Origin of the sequence: Cupriavidus agavae (assembly GCF_004217045.1) — a bacterium.
In the GTDB taxonomy this organism is placed as follows: Bacteria; Pseudomonadota; Gammaproteobacteria; order Burkholderiales; family Burkholderiaceae; genus Cupriavidus; species Cupriavidus agavae.
In genome coordinates this window covers 2,057,524-2,072,236 of sequence record NZ_SGXM01000001.1, presented here as the reverse complement: position 1 = coordinate 2,072,236, position 14,713 = coordinate 2,057,524, and the positions used below count along the sequence as shown (strand labels likewise).

General features: G+C 65.6%; 14 protein-coding genes. 13 read left to right on the top strand and 1 reads right to left on the bottom strand.

Features of this window, described 5'->3' with window-relative positions; translation table 11 throughout:
• Positions 1-124: 124 nt before the first annotated feature.
• From rpsA to cysM, 10 genes are all read left to right on the top strand, one after another.
• Entirely contained in the window at positions 125-1,819 is a 1,695-nt protein-coding gene (gene rpsA, locus EV147_RS09440; protein WP_130390817.1) for a 30S ribosomal protein S1, read from the top strand.
• A gap of 33 nt (positions 1,820-1,852) precedes the next feature.
• Positions 1,853-2,272, top strand: coding sequence for an integration host factor subunit beta (locus EV147_RS09435; protein WP_130390816.1), 420 nt, complete (start codon positions 1,853-1,855; stop codon positions 2,270-2,272).
• A gap of 236 nt (positions 2,273-2,508) precedes the next feature.
• Positions 2,509-2,835, top strand: a complete 327-nt coding sequence (locus EV147_RS09430) for a LapA family protein (protein WP_130390815.1) — start codon at positions 2,509-2,511, stop codon at positions 2,833-2,835.
• Positions 2,836-2,838: 3 nt separating this feature from the next.
• Positions 2,839-4,026, top strand: coding sequence for a lipopolysaccharide assembly protein LapB (gene lapB / locus EV147_RS09425; protein ID WP_130390814.1), 1,188 nt, complete (start codon positions 2,839-2,841; stop codon positions 4,024-4,026).
• A 39-nt stretch (positions 4,027-4,065) separates the two neighbouring features.
• Positions 4,066-5,439, top strand: coding sequence for a UDP-glucose dehydrogenase family protein (locus EV147_RS09420; protein WP_130390813.1), 1,374 nt, complete (start codon positions 4,066-4,068; stop codon positions 5,437-5,439).
• A 27-nt stretch (positions 5,440-5,466) separates the two neighbouring features.
• Complete coding sequence (gene rfaE1 / locus EV147_RS09415) at positions 5,467-6,411, top strand: D-glycero-beta-D-manno-heptose-7-phosphate kinase (protein ID WP_130390812.1); 945 nt, start codon at positions 5,467-5,469, stop codon at positions 6,409-6,411.
• Positions 6,412-6,435: 24 nt separating this feature from the next.
• Positions 6,436-7,428, top strand: coding sequence for an ADP-glyceromanno-heptose 6-epimerase (gene rfaD, locus EV147_RS09410; protein WP_130390811.1), 993 nt, complete (start codon positions 6,436-6,438; stop codon positions 7,426-7,428).
• Positions 7,429-7,651: 223 nt separating this feature from the next.
• Positions 7,652-8,071 (top strand): ComEA family DNA-binding protein, encoded by a 420-nt coding sequence (locus tag EV147_RS09405; protein ID WP_130390810.1) that lies wholly within the window; start codon positions 7,652-7,654, stop codon positions 8,069-8,071.
• A gap of 216 nt (positions 8,072-8,287) precedes the next feature.
• Entirely contained in the window at positions 8,288-9,613 is a 1,326-nt protein-coding gene (locus tag EV147_RS09400; protein ID WP_130390809.1) for a solute carrier family 23 protein, read from the top strand.
• A gap of 106 nt (positions 9,614-9,719) precedes the next feature.
• The gene (cysM, locus tag EV147_RS09395) at positions 9,720-10,622 is read left to right on the top strand and encodes a cysteine synthase CysM (RefSeq protein ID WP_130390808.1); all 903 of its coding nucleotides are present in this window, start codon (positions 9,720-9,722) and stop codon (positions 10,620-10,622) included.
• A gap of 57 nt (positions 10,623-10,679) precedes the next feature.
• Here the strand turns inward: cysM and mltB are convergent, their stop codons facing one another.
• Positions 10,680-11,786 (bottom strand): lytic murein transglycosylase B, encoded by a 1,107-nt coding sequence (gene mltB, locus EV147_RS09390; protein WP_130390807.1) that lies wholly within the window; start codon positions 11,784-11,786, stop codon positions 10,680-10,682.
• Positions 11,787-11,914: 128 nt separating this feature from the next.
• Between mltB and EV147_RS09385 the strand changes: the two genes are divergently transcribed.
• From EV147_RS09385 to EV147_RS09375, 3 genes are all read left to right on the top strand, one after another.
• Positions 11,915-12,838, top strand: a complete 924-nt coding sequence (locus EV147_RS09385; protein ID WP_130390806.1) for a histone deacetylase family protein — start codon at positions 11,915-11,917, stop codon at positions 12,836-12,838.
• Between the two features lie 179 nt (positions 12,839-13,017).
• Positions 13,018-14,052, top strand: a complete 1,035-nt coding sequence (locus EV147_RS09380; protein ID WP_130390805.1) for a methionine ABC transporter ATP-binding protein — start codon at positions 13,018-13,020, stop codon at positions 14,050-14,052.
• Positions 14,042-14,695, top strand: coding sequence for a methionine ABC transporter permease (locus EV147_RS09375; protein WP_130390804.1), 654 nt, complete (start codon positions 14,042-14,044; stop codon positions 14,693-14,695). The genes EV147_RS09380 and EV147_RS09375 overlap by 11 nt, the downstream gene beginning before the upstream one ends.
• The last annotated feature ends 18 nt before the right edge of the window (positions 14,696-14,713 follow it).

Genomic DNA, 14,713 nt, shown 5'->3' with positions numbered 1-14,713 from the left:
CGCTGGAGCCCGGACGGCTCGGAAGGATCCGATGTCCGGTGCATTGCAACCTAACCCCGCTGCACTGGCAGACTGAGCGCGATAGTCGTGCCGGCCACTGTATTGCGGATTGCTAACTACGTTTATGTCCGACCTGCAAACTAACGAATCCTTTGCCGCACTGTTCGAGGAATCGATCGCCCGCTCCAACATGAAGGCTGGCGAAGTGATTTCCGCTGAAGTGGTGCGCATCGACCACAACTTCGTGGTCGTCAACGCCGGCCTCAAGTCCGAGGCATTCGTGCCGGTGGAGGAGTTCCTGAACGACCAGGGCGAACTCGAAGTGCAGGCCGGCGACTACGTCTCCGTGGCCATCGACGCACTCGAGAACGGCTATGGCGACACGATTCTCTCCCGCGACAAGGCCAAGCGCCTGGCATCGTGGCTGAACCTCGAGAAGGCGCTGGAAGACGGCGAGATCATCTCGGGTACCGTGACCGGCAAGGTCAAGGGCGGCCTGACCGTCATGGTCAACGGCATCCGCGCGTTCCTGCCCGGTTCGCTCGTCGACGTGCGTCCGATCAAGGACACCACGCCGTACGAAGGCAAGACCCTGGAATTCAAGGTCATCAAGCTCGACCGCAAGCGCAACAACGTCGTGCTGTCGCGCCGCGCCGTGGTGGAAGCCACGCTGGGCGAAGAGCGCCAGAAGCTGATGGAAACGCTGAAGGAAGGCGCGATCGTCAACGGTATCGTCAAGAACATCACCGACTACGGCGCGTTCGTGGACCTGGGTGGCATCGACGGCCTGCTGCACATCACCGACCTGGCCTGGCGCCGTGTCCGCCACCCGAGCGAAGTGCTGTCGGTTGGCCAGGAAATCACCGCCAAGATCCTCAAGTTCGACCAGGAAAAGAACCGCGTCTCGCTGGGCGTGAAGCAACTGGGCGAAGATCCGTGGGTGGGCATCTCGCGCCGTTACCCGCAAGGCACGCGCCTGTTCGGCAAGGTCACGAACCTGACCGACTACGGCGCATTCGTGGAAATCGAAGCCGGTATCGAAGGCCTGGTCCACGTGTCGGAAATGGACTGGACCAACAAGAACGTGGCCCCGTCGAAGGTTGTCCAGCTGGGCGACGAAGTCGAAGTCATGGTTCTGGATATCGACGAAGACAAGCGTCGTATCAGCCTGGGCATGAAGCAGTGCAAGGCCAACCCGTGGGACGATTTCAGCCGCAACCACAAGAAGGGCGACAAGCTGTCGGGCCAGATCAAGTCGATCACCGATTTCGGCGTGTTCATCGGTCTGCCGGGCGGCATCGACGGCCTGGTGCACCTGTCGGACCTGTCGTGGCAGGAGTCGGGCGAAGAAGCCGTGCGCAAGTACAAGAAGGGCGACGAAGTGGAAGCTGTCGTCCTGGGCATCGACGTCGACAAGGAACGCATCTCGCTGGGTATCAAGCAGCTGTCGGGCGATCCGTTCAACAACTTCATCTCGGCCAACGACAAGGGTTCGCTCGTCAATGGCGTGATCAAGGCCGTTGATCCGAAGGGTGCCGTGGTGCAGCTGGCCGACGACGTCGAAGGCTACCTGCGCGCCTCGGAAATCTCCGCCGACCGCGTGGAAGATGCCCGCAACGTGCTGAAGGAAGGCGAGCAGATCACCGCCCTGGTGGTGAACGTGGACCGCAAGTCGCGCAACATCAACCTGTCGATCAAGGCCAAGGACAGCGCAGAGCAGCAGGAAGCGATGCAGAAGTTCCAGGCTGACACCGGCACGGCTGGCACGACCAACCTGGGCGCGCTGCTGAAGGCCAAGCTGGGCCAGGACAACCAGTAATATCCGAGCGCCGCGCGAACAGCGAGACCGCCCATGACCAAGTCCGAGCTCGTCGAAAAACTGGCTGCCCGTTTCCCGCAGTTGCTGCTGCGGGATGCGGACATCTCGGTGAAAACGATTCTCGACGCGATGTCCGAGGCCCTGGCCGATGGCCATCGCATCGAGATCCGTGGCTTCGGCAGCTTTGGTCTGAACCGGCGGCCGCCTCGCGTGGGGCGCAACCCCAAGTCCGGCGAACGCGTGCTGGTGCCCGAGAAACGGGTGCCGCACTTCAAGGCGGGCAAGGAGTTGCGCGAACGGGTGGATCGTCCGGCCGGGCCGCAGGCTGGCGTCATGGCCGCCAACGGCCAGGCGTCGCACGGCAAGGCCGGGTCGATGTCGGCATCGTCCGCCGTGCAGTCCACTTCGGTGGGGCTGCACGAGGATAGCCAGCTCAATCTGGTCCGCTCGTAGCCTGCTCTGAAGTACTGCAGTCTCTGGAAGGCGCTCCCCCGGGAGCGCCTTTCTTCGTTTACGCCCCCGTTACGGCGCCGTAATGGAGGCCAACTATGCGCGAAAGCGACGAATAAGCGACCAATGGTTACCGTTTGGCCGAAGTGATTCCGCTACAATGCCGGGAATCCGTCGCCCGGGCCCCGCTGCGCAATTGCCGGCCGGGTCTCCGCTCTCGTTCCGATGGCCCTCACCGCATGAAACTTGTCGCCTGGATCTTCCGCATCGTCCTGTTCGTCCTGTTGTTCGTGCTGGCGCTGCGCAATACCGCCGATGCCGACCTCCAGTTGTTCTTTGGCGCGGTCTGGCATGCGCCGCTGATCCTGATCCTGCTGGCCGCCTTTGGGCTGGGCATTCTGGCGGCGCTGGCGTCGGTGGCGCCGGGCCTGATGCGCCAGCGCATGGAAGCCGCACGGCTGCGCCGCGCCCTGAACCAGGTGCGCGCCGCAACGGCGCCTGTCGATCCCGTGCCGCCAGAGGCCAAGCCGGGCGTCCCCTATAACGTAGTCGGCCCGAAAGTCTGATCCATGATGTTTGAAACCTGGTGGCTGCTTGCGCTGCCACTTGTCTTTGGCCTTGGCTGGATGGCGGCGCGGTTCGACCTGCGCCAGTTGATCAGCGAGCAGGGCGCGCTGCCCCGTTCGTATTTCAAGGGCCTCAATTTCCTGCTCAACGAGCAGCCGGACCAGGCGATCGACGCCTTCGTCGAGGTGGCCCGGCTCGATCCCGAGACCACGGAGTTGCACTTCGCACTCGGCGCGCTGTTCCGCCGCCGGGGCGAAACCGAGCGTGCGATCCGCGTGCACCAGAACCTGGCCACGCGTCCTGACCTGCCCGAGCCCGAACGTGAGCACGCACTCTATGAACTGGGGCAGGACTACCTGCGCGCCGGCCTGCTCGACCGCGCCGAGGAATCGCTGCGCCGGCTGATGTCGGGGCCGTACGCGGCGTCGGCCAAGCGGGTATTGCTGGAGCTGTACGAAGTCGAGAAGGAATGGCTCAAGGCCATCGACGCCGCCCGGGAACTGCAGACGCTGGAACAGAAGGACTACCGCGTGCAGATCGCGCAGTTCTGCTGCGAACTGGCGCAGGACGCGCTGCAGAAGAAAAAACCCGAGGACGCCATCGCCTGGCTGGGCCGCGCCCGCGAGGAAAACCCCGCCAACGTGCGCGCCCCGATCCTGCTGGGCGACGTGGCGGCCGCCGCCGGCGACCTGCCGGGCGCGCTGCAGCACTGGCTCGCCATCGAGAGCCAGGATGCCGCCTACCTGCCGCTGGTGGCCGACCGCGTGGTCAAGGCCTATGGCGCGCTGGGCGAGCAGGGCAAGGCGCTGGATTGGCTGCGGGGGCTGCTCAAGGGCAACCTGGCGCCGGAACTGCTCGATACCGCGTACAAGACCGAACTCGAGGTCAATGGTCCGGAGGGGGCCACGGCCCTGATGCGCGAGCAACTGCGCCGTCAGCCATCGCTGCTGGCGCTGACCAGGTATTTCGAAGCCCAGGCCGCGGGCCAGGCGGCGGACGGCACGGGCGCGCCCGACGCCCAGTCGCAGGAAACCGCCGCCATCCGCGATCTTCTGCAACTTCGCACGCGTAATCTGGCGCGCTACACCTGCCGCGAGTGCGGTTTCAGGGCGCGCCTGTTCTATTGGCAATGCCCCGGCTGCAATCGCTGGGAGACGTATGCGCCACGCCGTTCCGAAGCGCTTGGCTAGGTCATCTGAGGCAAACGCCACCGTTCTGGACCTTCAGCAATGAAAATCACGATTATCGGCAGCGGCTATGTGGGTCTGGTGACCGGCGCCTGCCTGGCAGAGCTTGGCAATGCTGTGTTCTGCCTCGATGTGGATGAGCGCAAGATCGCGCTGCTCAACGCCGGCGGCGTGCCGATCTACGAGCCGGGCCTCAAGGAATTGATCGACCGCAACCGCGCGGCGGGCCGGCTGACGTTTTCGACCGATGTGGCGGCCAGCGTCGAGCATGCCGACGTGCAGTTCATCGCCGTGGGCACGCCGCCCGACGAGGACGGCTCGGCCGACCTGCAGTACGTGTTGGCGGCCGCGCGCAATATCGGCCGGCACATGACCGGCTTCAAGGTCGTGGTGGACAAGTCGACGGTCCCGGTGGGCACCGGCGACCGCGTCAGCGCGGCCATCCGCGAGGAACTGGCTGCACGGGGGCTGGAGGACCTGCAGTACTCGGTTGTGTCGAACCCGGAGTTTCTCAAGGAGGGCGCGGCCGTCGAGGATTTCATGCGGCCCGACCGCATCGTGCTGGGCTGCGCGCCCGATGCGTCCGGCCGGCACGCGCAGGCGATCATGCGCCAGCTCTACGCGCCGTTCAACCGCAACCATGAACGCACCTTCTATATGGATGTACGCTCGGCGGAATTCACCAAGTACGCCGCCAACTCGATGCTGGCCACGCGCATCTCGTTCATGAACGAGCTGGCAAACCTGGCTGACGAAGTGGGTGCCGACATCGAACTGGTGCGCCTGGGCATCGGCTCGGACCCGCGCATTGGCTACAGCTTCCTCTACGCGGGCGCCGGCTACGGCGGCTCGTGCTTCCCCAAGGACGTGCAGGCGCTGATGCGCACCGCCAGCGACCACGGCAAGCCGATGCGCGTGCTCGAGGCCGTGGAGCGCGTCAACAACGCCCAGAAGCAGGTGCTGGGCGACAAGGTGGTGCGCCGCTTCGGCGAGGACCTGAGCGGCCGCACGTTCGGCGTCTGGGGCCTGGCGTTCAAGCCCAATACCGACGACATGCGCGAGGCACCCTCGCGCGTGCTGGCCCGTGAACTGGTGTCGCGCGGCGCGGCGCTGCGGGTGCACGATCCCGTGGCCATGGCCGAAGCCCGCCGCGTGATCGAGCAGGACCTGGCCGGCACTCCCGGCGGCATGGCGCGGGTGCAGTTCTGCGAGGCGCAGATGGACGTGCTGGACGGCGCCGATGCGCTCGTGATCGTGACCGAATGGAAGGTGTTCCGCAGCCCCGATTTCGCGCAGATCCGCAAGCTGCTGAAGACGCCGGTCATCATCGACGGCCGCAACCTCTATGAACCCGATGCCATGGCGCAGGCCGGCATCGAATACCACGCGATCGGGCGCTCCAACGCCGCGTCCTGATCCCGTTGGCACCGTAAAGGACAGTTCATGAGCAAGAACACGATTCCGCTGGAGCAGATCCGCCAGGCCCAGGTGCTGGTGGTGGGCGACATGATGCTGGACCGCTACTGGTTCGGCGACGTGCACCGCATCTCGCCCGAAGCGCCGGTGCCGGTGGTGCAGATCAAGCGCAGCGACGAACGTCTGGGCGGCGCGGCCAACGTGGCCCGCAACGCCGCGGCGCTGGGCGCGCGGGTCGGCATGCTGGGCGTGGTCGGCGACGACGAGCCCGGCCGCACGCTGGAGACGCTGCTCGCCGCCAGCGACGTGCAGCCCTACCTGCACCACGACAAATCGCTGAACACCACGATCAAGCTGCGCGTGGTGGCGCACCAGCAGCAACTGCTGCGGGTGGATTTCGAGAACGCCCCGGCCAGCGAAGTGCTGGCTTCGGTACAGGACCGCTACAACGCGCTGGTCAACGATTACCAGGTGCTGGTGCTGTCTGACTACGGCAAAGGCGGGCTCACGCACGTGGGCCGCATGGTGGAGGCCGGCCGCGCGGCCGGCCGGACCGTGCTGATCGACCCGAAGGGCGACGACTACTCGCGCTATCGCGGCGCCACGCTGATCACGCCGAACCGCTCCGAAATGCGCGCCGTGGTCGGTGCGTGGAAGACCGAGGCCGACCTGACGATCCGCGCGCAGAACCTGCGCCGCGACCTGCAGCTCGAAGCACTGCTGCTGACCCGCTCGGAAGAGGGCATGACGCTCTACACCGAGGCCGAGGTGCTCCATGTCTCGGCCCAGGCGCGCGAAGTCTATGATGTATCGGGGGCCGGCGACACCGTGATTGCCACGCTGGCCGCCATGCTCGGCGCCGGCGTGCCGCTCAAGGAAGCCGTGCAGCACGCCAACCGCGCCGGCAGCATCGTTGTCGGCAAGCTCGGCACCGCCGTCGTCAGTTATTCCGAATTGTTCGGCGCCGCCTGAGGCGCGCCACAGCCAGATACCGCCATGACCATCATCGTGACCGGCGCCGCCGGCTTTGTCGGCAGCAACCTAGTCAAGGGCCTCAACGACCGCGGCGAGAGCGACATCGTCGCCGTGGACAACCTCACGCGCGCCGAGAAGTTCAACAACCTCGTCGATTGCGAAATCGCCGACTATCTCGACAAGACCGAGTTCGTGGAGCGCTTCCGGCGCGGCGATTTCGGCCGTGTCCGTGCGGTGTTCCATGAGGGCGCGTGTTCCGACACCATGGAGACCGACGGCCGCTACATGATGGAGAACAACTACCGCTACACGCTGGCGCTGATGGAGGCCTGCCTGGAGCAGGGCACGCAGTTCCTGTATGCGTCGTCGGCGGCTACTTATGGCGCTTCTACGATGTTCCGCGAGGACCGGGAGTACGAGAAGCCGCTGAACGTCTACGGCTACTCGAAGTTCCTGTTCGACCAGGTGGTGCGCCGCCGCCTGCCGTCGGCGCTGTCACAGATCGTCGGCTTCCGCTATTTCAACGTCTACGGCCCGCGCGAGTATCACAAGGGCCGCATGGCTTCGGTGGCGTTCCACCATTTCAACCAGTTCCGTGCCGAAGGCACCGTGAAGCTGTTCGGCGAGTACAACGGCTACGCCCCGGGCACGCAGAGCCGCGATTTCGTCTCGGTGGAAGACGTGGTCAAGGTCAACCTGTACTTCCTCGACCATCCCGGGAAGTCCGGCATCTTCAACCTGGGCACGGGGCGTTCGCAGCCGTTCAACGATATCGCCGTCTCGGTGGTCAATGCGCTGCGCGAGGCTGACGACAAGCCGCCGCTCTCGCTCGACGAGATGGTGCAGGAAGGGCTGGTCGAGTACGTGAAGTTTCCCGATGCGCTGCGCGGCAAGTACCAGTGCTTCACGCAGTCCGATGTCTCGCGCCTGCGTTCGGCCGGCTACGACGCACCGTTCCTGACCGTGCAGGAAGGCGTGACGCGTTACTGCAAGTGGCTGATGGAACGTAGCTGAGCCGGAATGCTGTGGCGGGAGCGCGACGCCGGCCGTCGCTTTGCGCCCGTGAATCTCGTAGAAATTCTGGGAGTGCAACGCTCCTATTGCAGTTCGGACACATAAGCGCGCGGGAGTTGTGAACTTGTGTGTCCGGCCGTTTCTGTCGTCCGCTCGGACTCCTATCCTGATCGTCCCGCTGCCATCCGGTGGCGGGTTGAATCCAACGGAAAAGGAGTTCCTGATGCAAAAGACGTTCGTATCCCTGCTGTCCGAAATGGCCGACGCCGCGCGTGGCGGCTGCCGGCGTGTGGCCGTGGCCTTCGGCGCCGCGCTGGCCATGCTGGCGATGGGCCCCGCGTGCGCCGCGATCGATATCAATGCGGCCGACGAGTCGGCATTGACCTCGGTCAAGGGTATCGGCCCGGCCACCGCCAAACGCATCCTCGACGAGCGGACGAAGCACGGCGCGTTCAAGGACGCCATCGACCTCGCGGACCGCGTGCCGGGCGTGGGGCCGAAATCGGCAGCCAACCTCGAAGCCGCAGGCTTGACCTTCGGCAAGGCCGCCGCGCCAACGCCGGCCCGGGCGGCGCCCCAGGCGGCCCAGACTGCGCCGGCACCGGCCGCGAAGGCGCCGGCCCAGAAGCCCGCCGCCCGCTGACCTGCCCGCAGGGTGTGGGCGGTCAACACACCGACCCTGGTATGCGTTGTGCTTGGCTGGCATCGGTGCCGCGCCGGTGCCGTTTTGCACGGCGCAGGGTGCGCGGTATCATCCGCATCGCCGCTCCGGCCCCGCATGGGATCCGCCGGAGCCGATGACAACACAACACGACACAACAGACCAGCACGGGCGTACCGCTGACAGGGAGAGAACAAGATGGCGAATGGCCAGGACAGTACCGACGACGGGAGTTTCCTGCCGACATGGCGGCTCAAGACCACGGGTGTGATCGGGCCCGACGAACGGCTGCCGGCCGGGCAGACGCTGCTCGCGGGCATCCAGCACGTGGTGGCGATGTTTGGCTCCACGGCGATTGCGCCGATCCTGATGGGCTTCCATCCCAATATCGCCATCCTGTTTTCGGGCATCGGCACCCTGCTGTTCTTCCTGTGCGTGCGCGGCCGGGTGCCGAGCTACCTGGGTTCGAGCTTCGCGTTCATCGCCGTGGTGATTGCCGCTACCGGCTATGCGGGTAGCGGCCCCAACCCGAATATTCCGGTGGCGCTGGGCGGCATCATCGCGGCCGGGGCGCTGTACACCGTGATCGGGCTCGTCGTGCAGGCGGTAGGTTACTCGTGGGTGGAGAAGCTGATGCCGCCGGTGGTCACGGGCGCCATCGTCGCGGCGATCGGGCTGAACCTGGCGCCGGTGGCCGTGAAGGCCGTCAGCGGTGCGCCGCTCGACACCTGGGTGGGCCTGCTGACCGTGCTGGCTGTTGGCCTCATCGCGGTGCGCGCGCCCGGCATGCTGGGACGCCTGCCGGTGCTGCTGGGCGGGCTGGCCGGTTACCTGGCTTACTTCGTCGCTACCAATGTGATGGGCATGGGCAAGGCCATCGATTTCTCTGGCGTGGCGGCGGCGAGCTGGTTCGGCATGCCGGAATTCACCACGCCGGTGTTCGAATTCAATGCCATGCTGCTGATAGCGCCGGTGGCCATCGTGCTGGTGGCCGAGAACCTGGGCCACATCAAGGCAATCGGGGTGATGACGGGCCGCAATCTCGATCCGTACATCGGCCGCGCGTTCATCGGCGATGGCGTGGCGACGATGCTGTCCGCCTCGGGCGGCGGCACGGGCGTGACCACCTACGCCGAGAACATGGGCGTGATGGCGGTGACCAAGATCTACTCGACGCTGATTTTCGTCGTGGCCGCTGCCGTGGCGATTCTGCTCGGGTTCTCGCCGAAGTTCGGCGCGCTGATCCTGACCATTCCCGGTCCGGTGATCGGCGGGCTGACCATCGTCGTGTTCGGCCTGATCTCGGCCACGGCGGGGCGCATCTGGGTGCAGAACCACGTCGATTTCTCGAGTTCGCGCAACCTGATCACCGTGGGCGCCACGCTGACCGTGGCCGCTGGCGACCTGACGCTGAAGCTCGGCGGCATGACGCTGGGCGGTATCGGTACCGCCACGTTTGGCGCCATCCTGCTCTACCACCTGCTCGGCAAGGGGCGGGAGGAGGAGCAGGGCCTGACCCACTGACCCACCGCGTCATTGGCGCGGGCCGGCCGGGCCGGAATGGCCCGGCGCCCGGTGCGGGTAAGGTGGGTGGATTACAATGGCCGACGAATACTGACGACCCCGCACCATGGCCTATAAAACGATTGAAGACACCATCGGCAACACGCCGCTGGTCAGACTGCAACGCATTCCCGGTGCCGCCATCGAGGCGCGCGGCAACGTGATTCTCGGCAAGCTCGAGGGCAACAACCCGGCTGGCTCCGTCAAGGACCGGCCGGCGCTGTCGATGATCAGCCGTGCCGAGGCGCGCGGCCGCATCAAGCCCGGCGACACGCTGATCGAGGCGACGTCCGGCAATACCGGCATTGCGCTGGCCATGGCCGCGGCGGTACGCGGCTATCGGATGGTGCTGATCATGCCCGAGGACCTGAGCCTTGAGCGCCGCCAGAGCATGGCTGCCTATGGCGCCGAGATCATCCTGACGCCGGTCAAAGGCGGCATGGAGTACGCGCGGGACCTGGCCGATGCCATGGAGCGCGAAGGCAAGGGCGTTATCCTCGACCAGTTCGCCAATCCGGACAATCCGCTCGCGCACTACGAGACCACCGGCCCCGAACTGTGGCGCGATACCGAGGGCCGCATCACGCACTTTGTGTCCGCCATGGGCACGACCGGCACCATCACGGGCGTGTCACGCTATCTCAAGGAACAGAATTCCGCCATCCAGATCATCGGCGCCCAGCCCGCGGAGGGCTCGCGTATTCCGGGCATCCGCAAGTGGCCGGAAGCCTATCTGCCGAAGATCTACGATGACAAGCTGGTCGACCGCCAGGAGCCGGTGACGCAGGCCGATGCCGAACACATGGCGCGCCGCATGGCTCGGGAAGAGGGAATTTTCTGCGGAATCTCGGCGGCGGGCGCGCTGTGCGTGGCGCTGCGCGTGGCAGAGGAAGTGGAGAACGCCACGATCGTGTTCGTGGTCTGCGATCGGGGCGATCGGTATCTATCGACGGGCGTGTTTCCGGCTTGATGGGTTCTTTCCCCTTTCCCGCCGCTTGCGGGAGAGGGGAGCACATCTCCACCGGCGTCAGCCCATCGCCGCCTTCACCGCTTCTCCAAGCTGGTACACCGACAGCGCGTAGAAGAAGCTCCGGTTGTACCGCGTCAGCACATAGAAATTGCGCAGCCCGATCATGTACTCCACGGGCTGGTCCGGCGTCGGCAGATCCACCACCAATACCCCGGTTTCCCCTTCGCGTTGCAGGTCGATCGGCTCGTCCACGCGCAGTCCGGCGCGCGTGAGCTGGTTCAGCGTGCGGGTCGGCCACGGCTCGCCGTCGGCGGCTGCCGCAGCCACGCCCAGGCTGCCGGCGTCGCTGGCAATGCGCCACGCCACCGGGCGGCCCGCCTCCCATCCATGTAGCTGCAGGAAGCGCCCGACGCTGCCAATCGCGTCGGTCGGGCTGTTGCGCAGGTCCACATGGCGGTCGCCGTCATAGTCGACGGCATACTCGCGCAGGCTCGTGGGCATGAACTGCGGAATGCCCACCGCGCCGGCGTAGGAGCCGAGCACCGAGAACACGTCGGTCTTCGTGTCGCGGCACCAGAGCAGGTAGTCGGCCAGTTGGTCTCGGAACAGCTTGGTGCGGGCGGCCCGGTTGGGGGTGTCCGGATAGTCGAAGGCCAGCGTCGACAGCGAATCGATCACGCGGAACGTGCCCATGTCCCGGCCGTAGATCGTTTCAACGCCGATGATGCCGACGATGACCGAGGCCGGCACGCCGAACTCGGCCTCGGCGCGGCGCAGGGTTTCGCGGTTCTGCTGCCAGAAGCGGACGCCGGCGTTGATGCGGATTGGCTCGATGAAGCGCGAGCGATAGGCGCGCCAGCTTTTCTTGCCCGGCGTCGTCGGCGGCATGATCAGCCGCGACACGGTTGCCGAGTACACGGCCTGGCCAAAATACGATTCGAGTTCGGCGCGCGGGAAGCCGTTGCGGGCCACCATCTCGTCGATGAACGCACGCGCATGCGGATGATTCTGGTAGCGGCCCGGTTCGATTTCCTCTTCCCGGACGCTCACGCGGCGCTTGCCGGCGGCAAGCAGGCTGGGAGAAACGCCGCACAGTCCCAATGCGGCAGCGGTGAGTGCGGCGCCCAGCAGCGGGCGGCGCAGGGAGCGCTGTTGGTCGGTCATGTTGTCCTTTGCAAGTCGGGTCCGAGTATAGCGGAAGGGCTACCGCTGACGCCCCGCGGCGCGCGCTGAGCGCGGGCACGTCCTGTGCTAACGTAACGTCTGGAGACAAACTTGACCCGCAAACGACAATGCCAACGGGCTACTACACGCATCCGTCGTTCCTGTTGCACGAGATGGGACATTTCCATCCCGAGTGCCCGGAACGGCTGCAGGCCATCGAGGACCATCTGATTTCGCATGGGATGGATGGCCTGCTCGACCGGCGCGAGGCCCCGGCCGCCACCGAGGACCAGATCGAGCGCGTGCACCGGCCCGAGTACGTGGCCAGCCTGAGCGGCAACAGCCCCTCGACGGGCTATTTCCCGATCGATCCCGATACGTCGATGAACTGCCACACGCTGTCCGCCGCCACCCATGCGGCCGGCGCGGCCGTGGCGGCGACCGATGCGGTGATGGCCGGCGAGATCGAGAACGCGTTCTGCTGCGTGCGTCCGCCCGGCCACCACGCCGAACCGGACCGCGCCATGGGCTTCTGTTTCTTCAACAACGTGGCCATCGCGGCGCGCCACGCGCTGGAGGCCCACGGGCTGGCACGCGTGGCCGTGGTCGATTTCGACGTGCACCACGGTAACGGTACGGAATCGGCATTCCGCGACGATCCCCGCGTCATGATGTGCAGTTTCTTCCAGCATCCCTTCTATCCTTACAGCGGTACCGAGCATCTGGCGACCAACATGTCGAACATCCCGCTGCCGGCCTATACCAACGGAATGGCCGTACGCGAGGTGGTGGAAACGATCTGGCTGCCGCGCCTCAACGAGTTCAAGCCGGAGATGCTGTTCATTTCGGCCGGCTTCGATGCGCACCGCGAGGATGACCTCGGACAGATGGGGCTGGTGGAACAGGACTACGCCTGGATCACGGAGCAACTGGTGCAGTTGGCACGGACCCACGCCCAGGGCCGCATCGTGAGCTGTCTGGAAGGCGGCTATAACCTCAGCGCGCTGGCGCGCAGTGTATCGGCCCATCTCAAAGTGCTGATGGAGGCTTGACCTGCGCTGCAAATGACTTTTGCGTCATTTACGTGCGTTCTATATGACGCTAACGCATAACGCCATCGTAAAAATCTCGTTTGAGGTATGAAGCGGATCGCATAAAATGCGGGCTTCATAAAAATAAGTACGGCAACAACGCAGGAGACCCCGCGCTGTTGCCGTTTTTTCGTTTTCCAATGATCGAATTGCAAGGGCTGTCGCAGCGGTTCCCCGGCGGGTCGGGGGAAGTGCACGCGCTGCGTGATGTCAGCCTCTCCATCGCCGCCGGTGAAGTCTTCGGCATCATCGGCCGGAGCGGCGCCGGCAAGAGCACGCTGGTGCGCGCCATCAACCTGCTGAACCGGCCCACGAGCGGCCGCGTGATCGTGGCCGGCCAGGACCTGACCGCGCTGGGCAAGGCGCCGCTGCGCGCCGCGCGGCGCGAGATCGGCATGATCTTCCAGCATTTCAACCTGCTGTCGTCGCGCACGGTCTATGACAACGTGGCGCTGCCGCTGGAACTGGCGGGCAAGTCGAAGCAGGAGATCGCCGCCACGGTGGAGCCGCTGCTCGAACTGGTGGGCCTGTCCGCGCTGCGCGACCGCTTTCCGGCGCAGATCAGCGGCGGCCAGAAGCAGCGCGTCGGCATTGCCCGCGCGCTGGCCAGCAAGCCCAAGGTGCTGCTGTCGGACGAGGCCACCTCGGCACTCGATCCCGAGACCACGCGCTCGATCCTCGAACTGCTCAAGCAGATCAACAAGGAACTGGGGCTGACCATCGTGATGATCACGCACCAGATGGAAGTGATCAAGCAGGTCTGCGACCGCGTGGCCGTGCTGGAAGCCGGGCAGGTGGTGGAAACCGGCCGGGTGATCGACGTATTCCTGCGGCCGCAGCATGAGGTCACGCGCGCCATGATCGGCGACGTGATCGCGCAGGAGCTACCCGCCAGCGTGCTCAAGCGCGTGGAAAGCCGGCTCGGCAATGGCCGCGATCACGTCTACCGGCTGGCCTTCACGGGCGACAACGTCGACCAGCCGGTGCTCGCGCAGGCCATCCGACAGCATGGGCTCGATTTCAATATCCTGCACGGCCATATCGACGAGATCCAGGGCCAGGCTTTCGGCTCGCTGGCGATCATGGCCACGGGGGACCCGGCCAGCGTGCGCGCGGCCATGGATTATCTGCAGACACAAGGCGTAGTGGTGGAGGAGCTCGAACATGTGGTCTGAAATGCTCGACCTCTTTCTTTCGTCGTTCTACGAGACGCTGCTGATGGTGTGCATCTCCGGCGTGGTGGGCTCGCTGCTGGGCGTGCCGCTGGGCGTGCTGCTGCACCTGACCAACAACGGTGGCGTGCTGTCCCACCCGCTGTTCAACCGCACCATCGGCGTGGTGGTGAACGCGGTGCGCTCGATCCCGTTCATCATCCTGCTGGTGGTGGTGATTCCGTTCACGCGCTTCATCGTGGGCTCGTCGATCGGCACCACGGCGGCCATCGTGCCACTGACCATCGCCGCCGTGCCGTTCATCGCGCGCCTGGTGGAAGCGGCGCTGCGCGAGGTGGACAAGGGCCTCGTGGAGGCGGCGCAGTCGATGGGCGCCACCACGCGCCAGATCGTCTGGAAGGTGCTGCTGCCCGAGGCCATGCCGGGCATCGTGGCGGGCCTGACCATCACGTTCGTAAGCCTGGTTGGCTATTCGGCGATGGCCGGCGCCATTGGCGGCGGCGGGCTGGGCGACCTGGGCATCCGCTACGGGTACCAGCGCTATATCACCGAGATCATGGTCGCCGTGGTGCTGATCCTGATCGTGTTCGTGCAGGCGGTGCAGAGCTTCGGCGACTGGCTTGTCCGCCGGATCAGCCACCGCTAGGCATCGCTGATTCTTTAG

Coding starts and splice junctions, on each gene's coding strand:
- rpsA (WP_130390817.1), top strand. CDS start 125: ATGTCCGACCTGCAAACTAACGAATCCTTTGCCGCACTGTTCGAGGAA.
- EV147_RS09435 (WP_130390816.1), top strand. CDS start 1,853: ATGACCAAGTCCGAGCTCGTCGAAAAACTGGCTGCCCGTTTCCCGCAG.
- EV147_RS09430 (WP_130390815.1), top strand. CDS start 2,509: ATGAAACTTGTCGCCTGGATCTTCCGCATCGTCCTGTTCGTCCTGTTG.
- lapB (WP_130390814.1), top strand. CDS start 2,839: ATGATGTTTGAAACCTGGTGGCTGCTTGCGCTGCCACTTGTCTTTGGC.
- EV147_RS09420 (WP_130390813.1), top strand. CDS start 4,066: ATGAAAATCACGATTATCGGCAGCGGCTATGTGGGTCTGGTGACCGGC.
- rfaE1 (WP_130390812.1), top strand. CDS start 5,467: ATGAGCAAGAACACGATTCCGCTGGAGCAGATCCGCCAGGCCCAGGTG.
- rfaD (WP_130390811.1), top strand. CDS start 6,436: ATGACCATCATCGTGACCGGCGCCGCCGGCTTTGTCGGCAGCAACCTA.
- EV147_RS09405 (WP_130390810.1), top strand. CDS start 7,652: ATGCAAAAGACGTTCGTATCCCTGCTGTCCGAAATGGCCGACGCCGCG.
- EV147_RS09400 (WP_130390809.1), top strand. CDS start 8,288: ATGGCGAATGGCCAGGACAGTACCGACGACGGGAGTTTCCTGCCGACA.
- cysM (WP_130390808.1), top strand. CDS start 9,720: ATGGCCTATAAAACGATTGAAGACACCATCGGCAACACGCCGCTGGTC.
- mltB (WP_130390807.1), bottom strand. CDS start 11,786: ATGACCGACCAACAGCGCTCCCTGCGCCGCCCGCTGCTGGGCGCCGCA.
- EV147_RS09385 (WP_130390806.1), top strand. CDS start 11,915: ATGCCAACGGGCTACTACACGCATCCGTCGTTCCTGTTGCACGAGATG.
- EV147_RS09380 (WP_130390805.1), top strand. CDS start 13,018: ATGATCGAATTGCAAGGGCTGTCGCAGCGGTTCCCCGGCGGGTCGGGG.
- EV147_RS09375 (WP_130390804.1), top strand. CDS start 14,042: ATGTGGTCTGAAATGCTCGACCTCTTTCTTTCGTCGTTCTACGAGACG.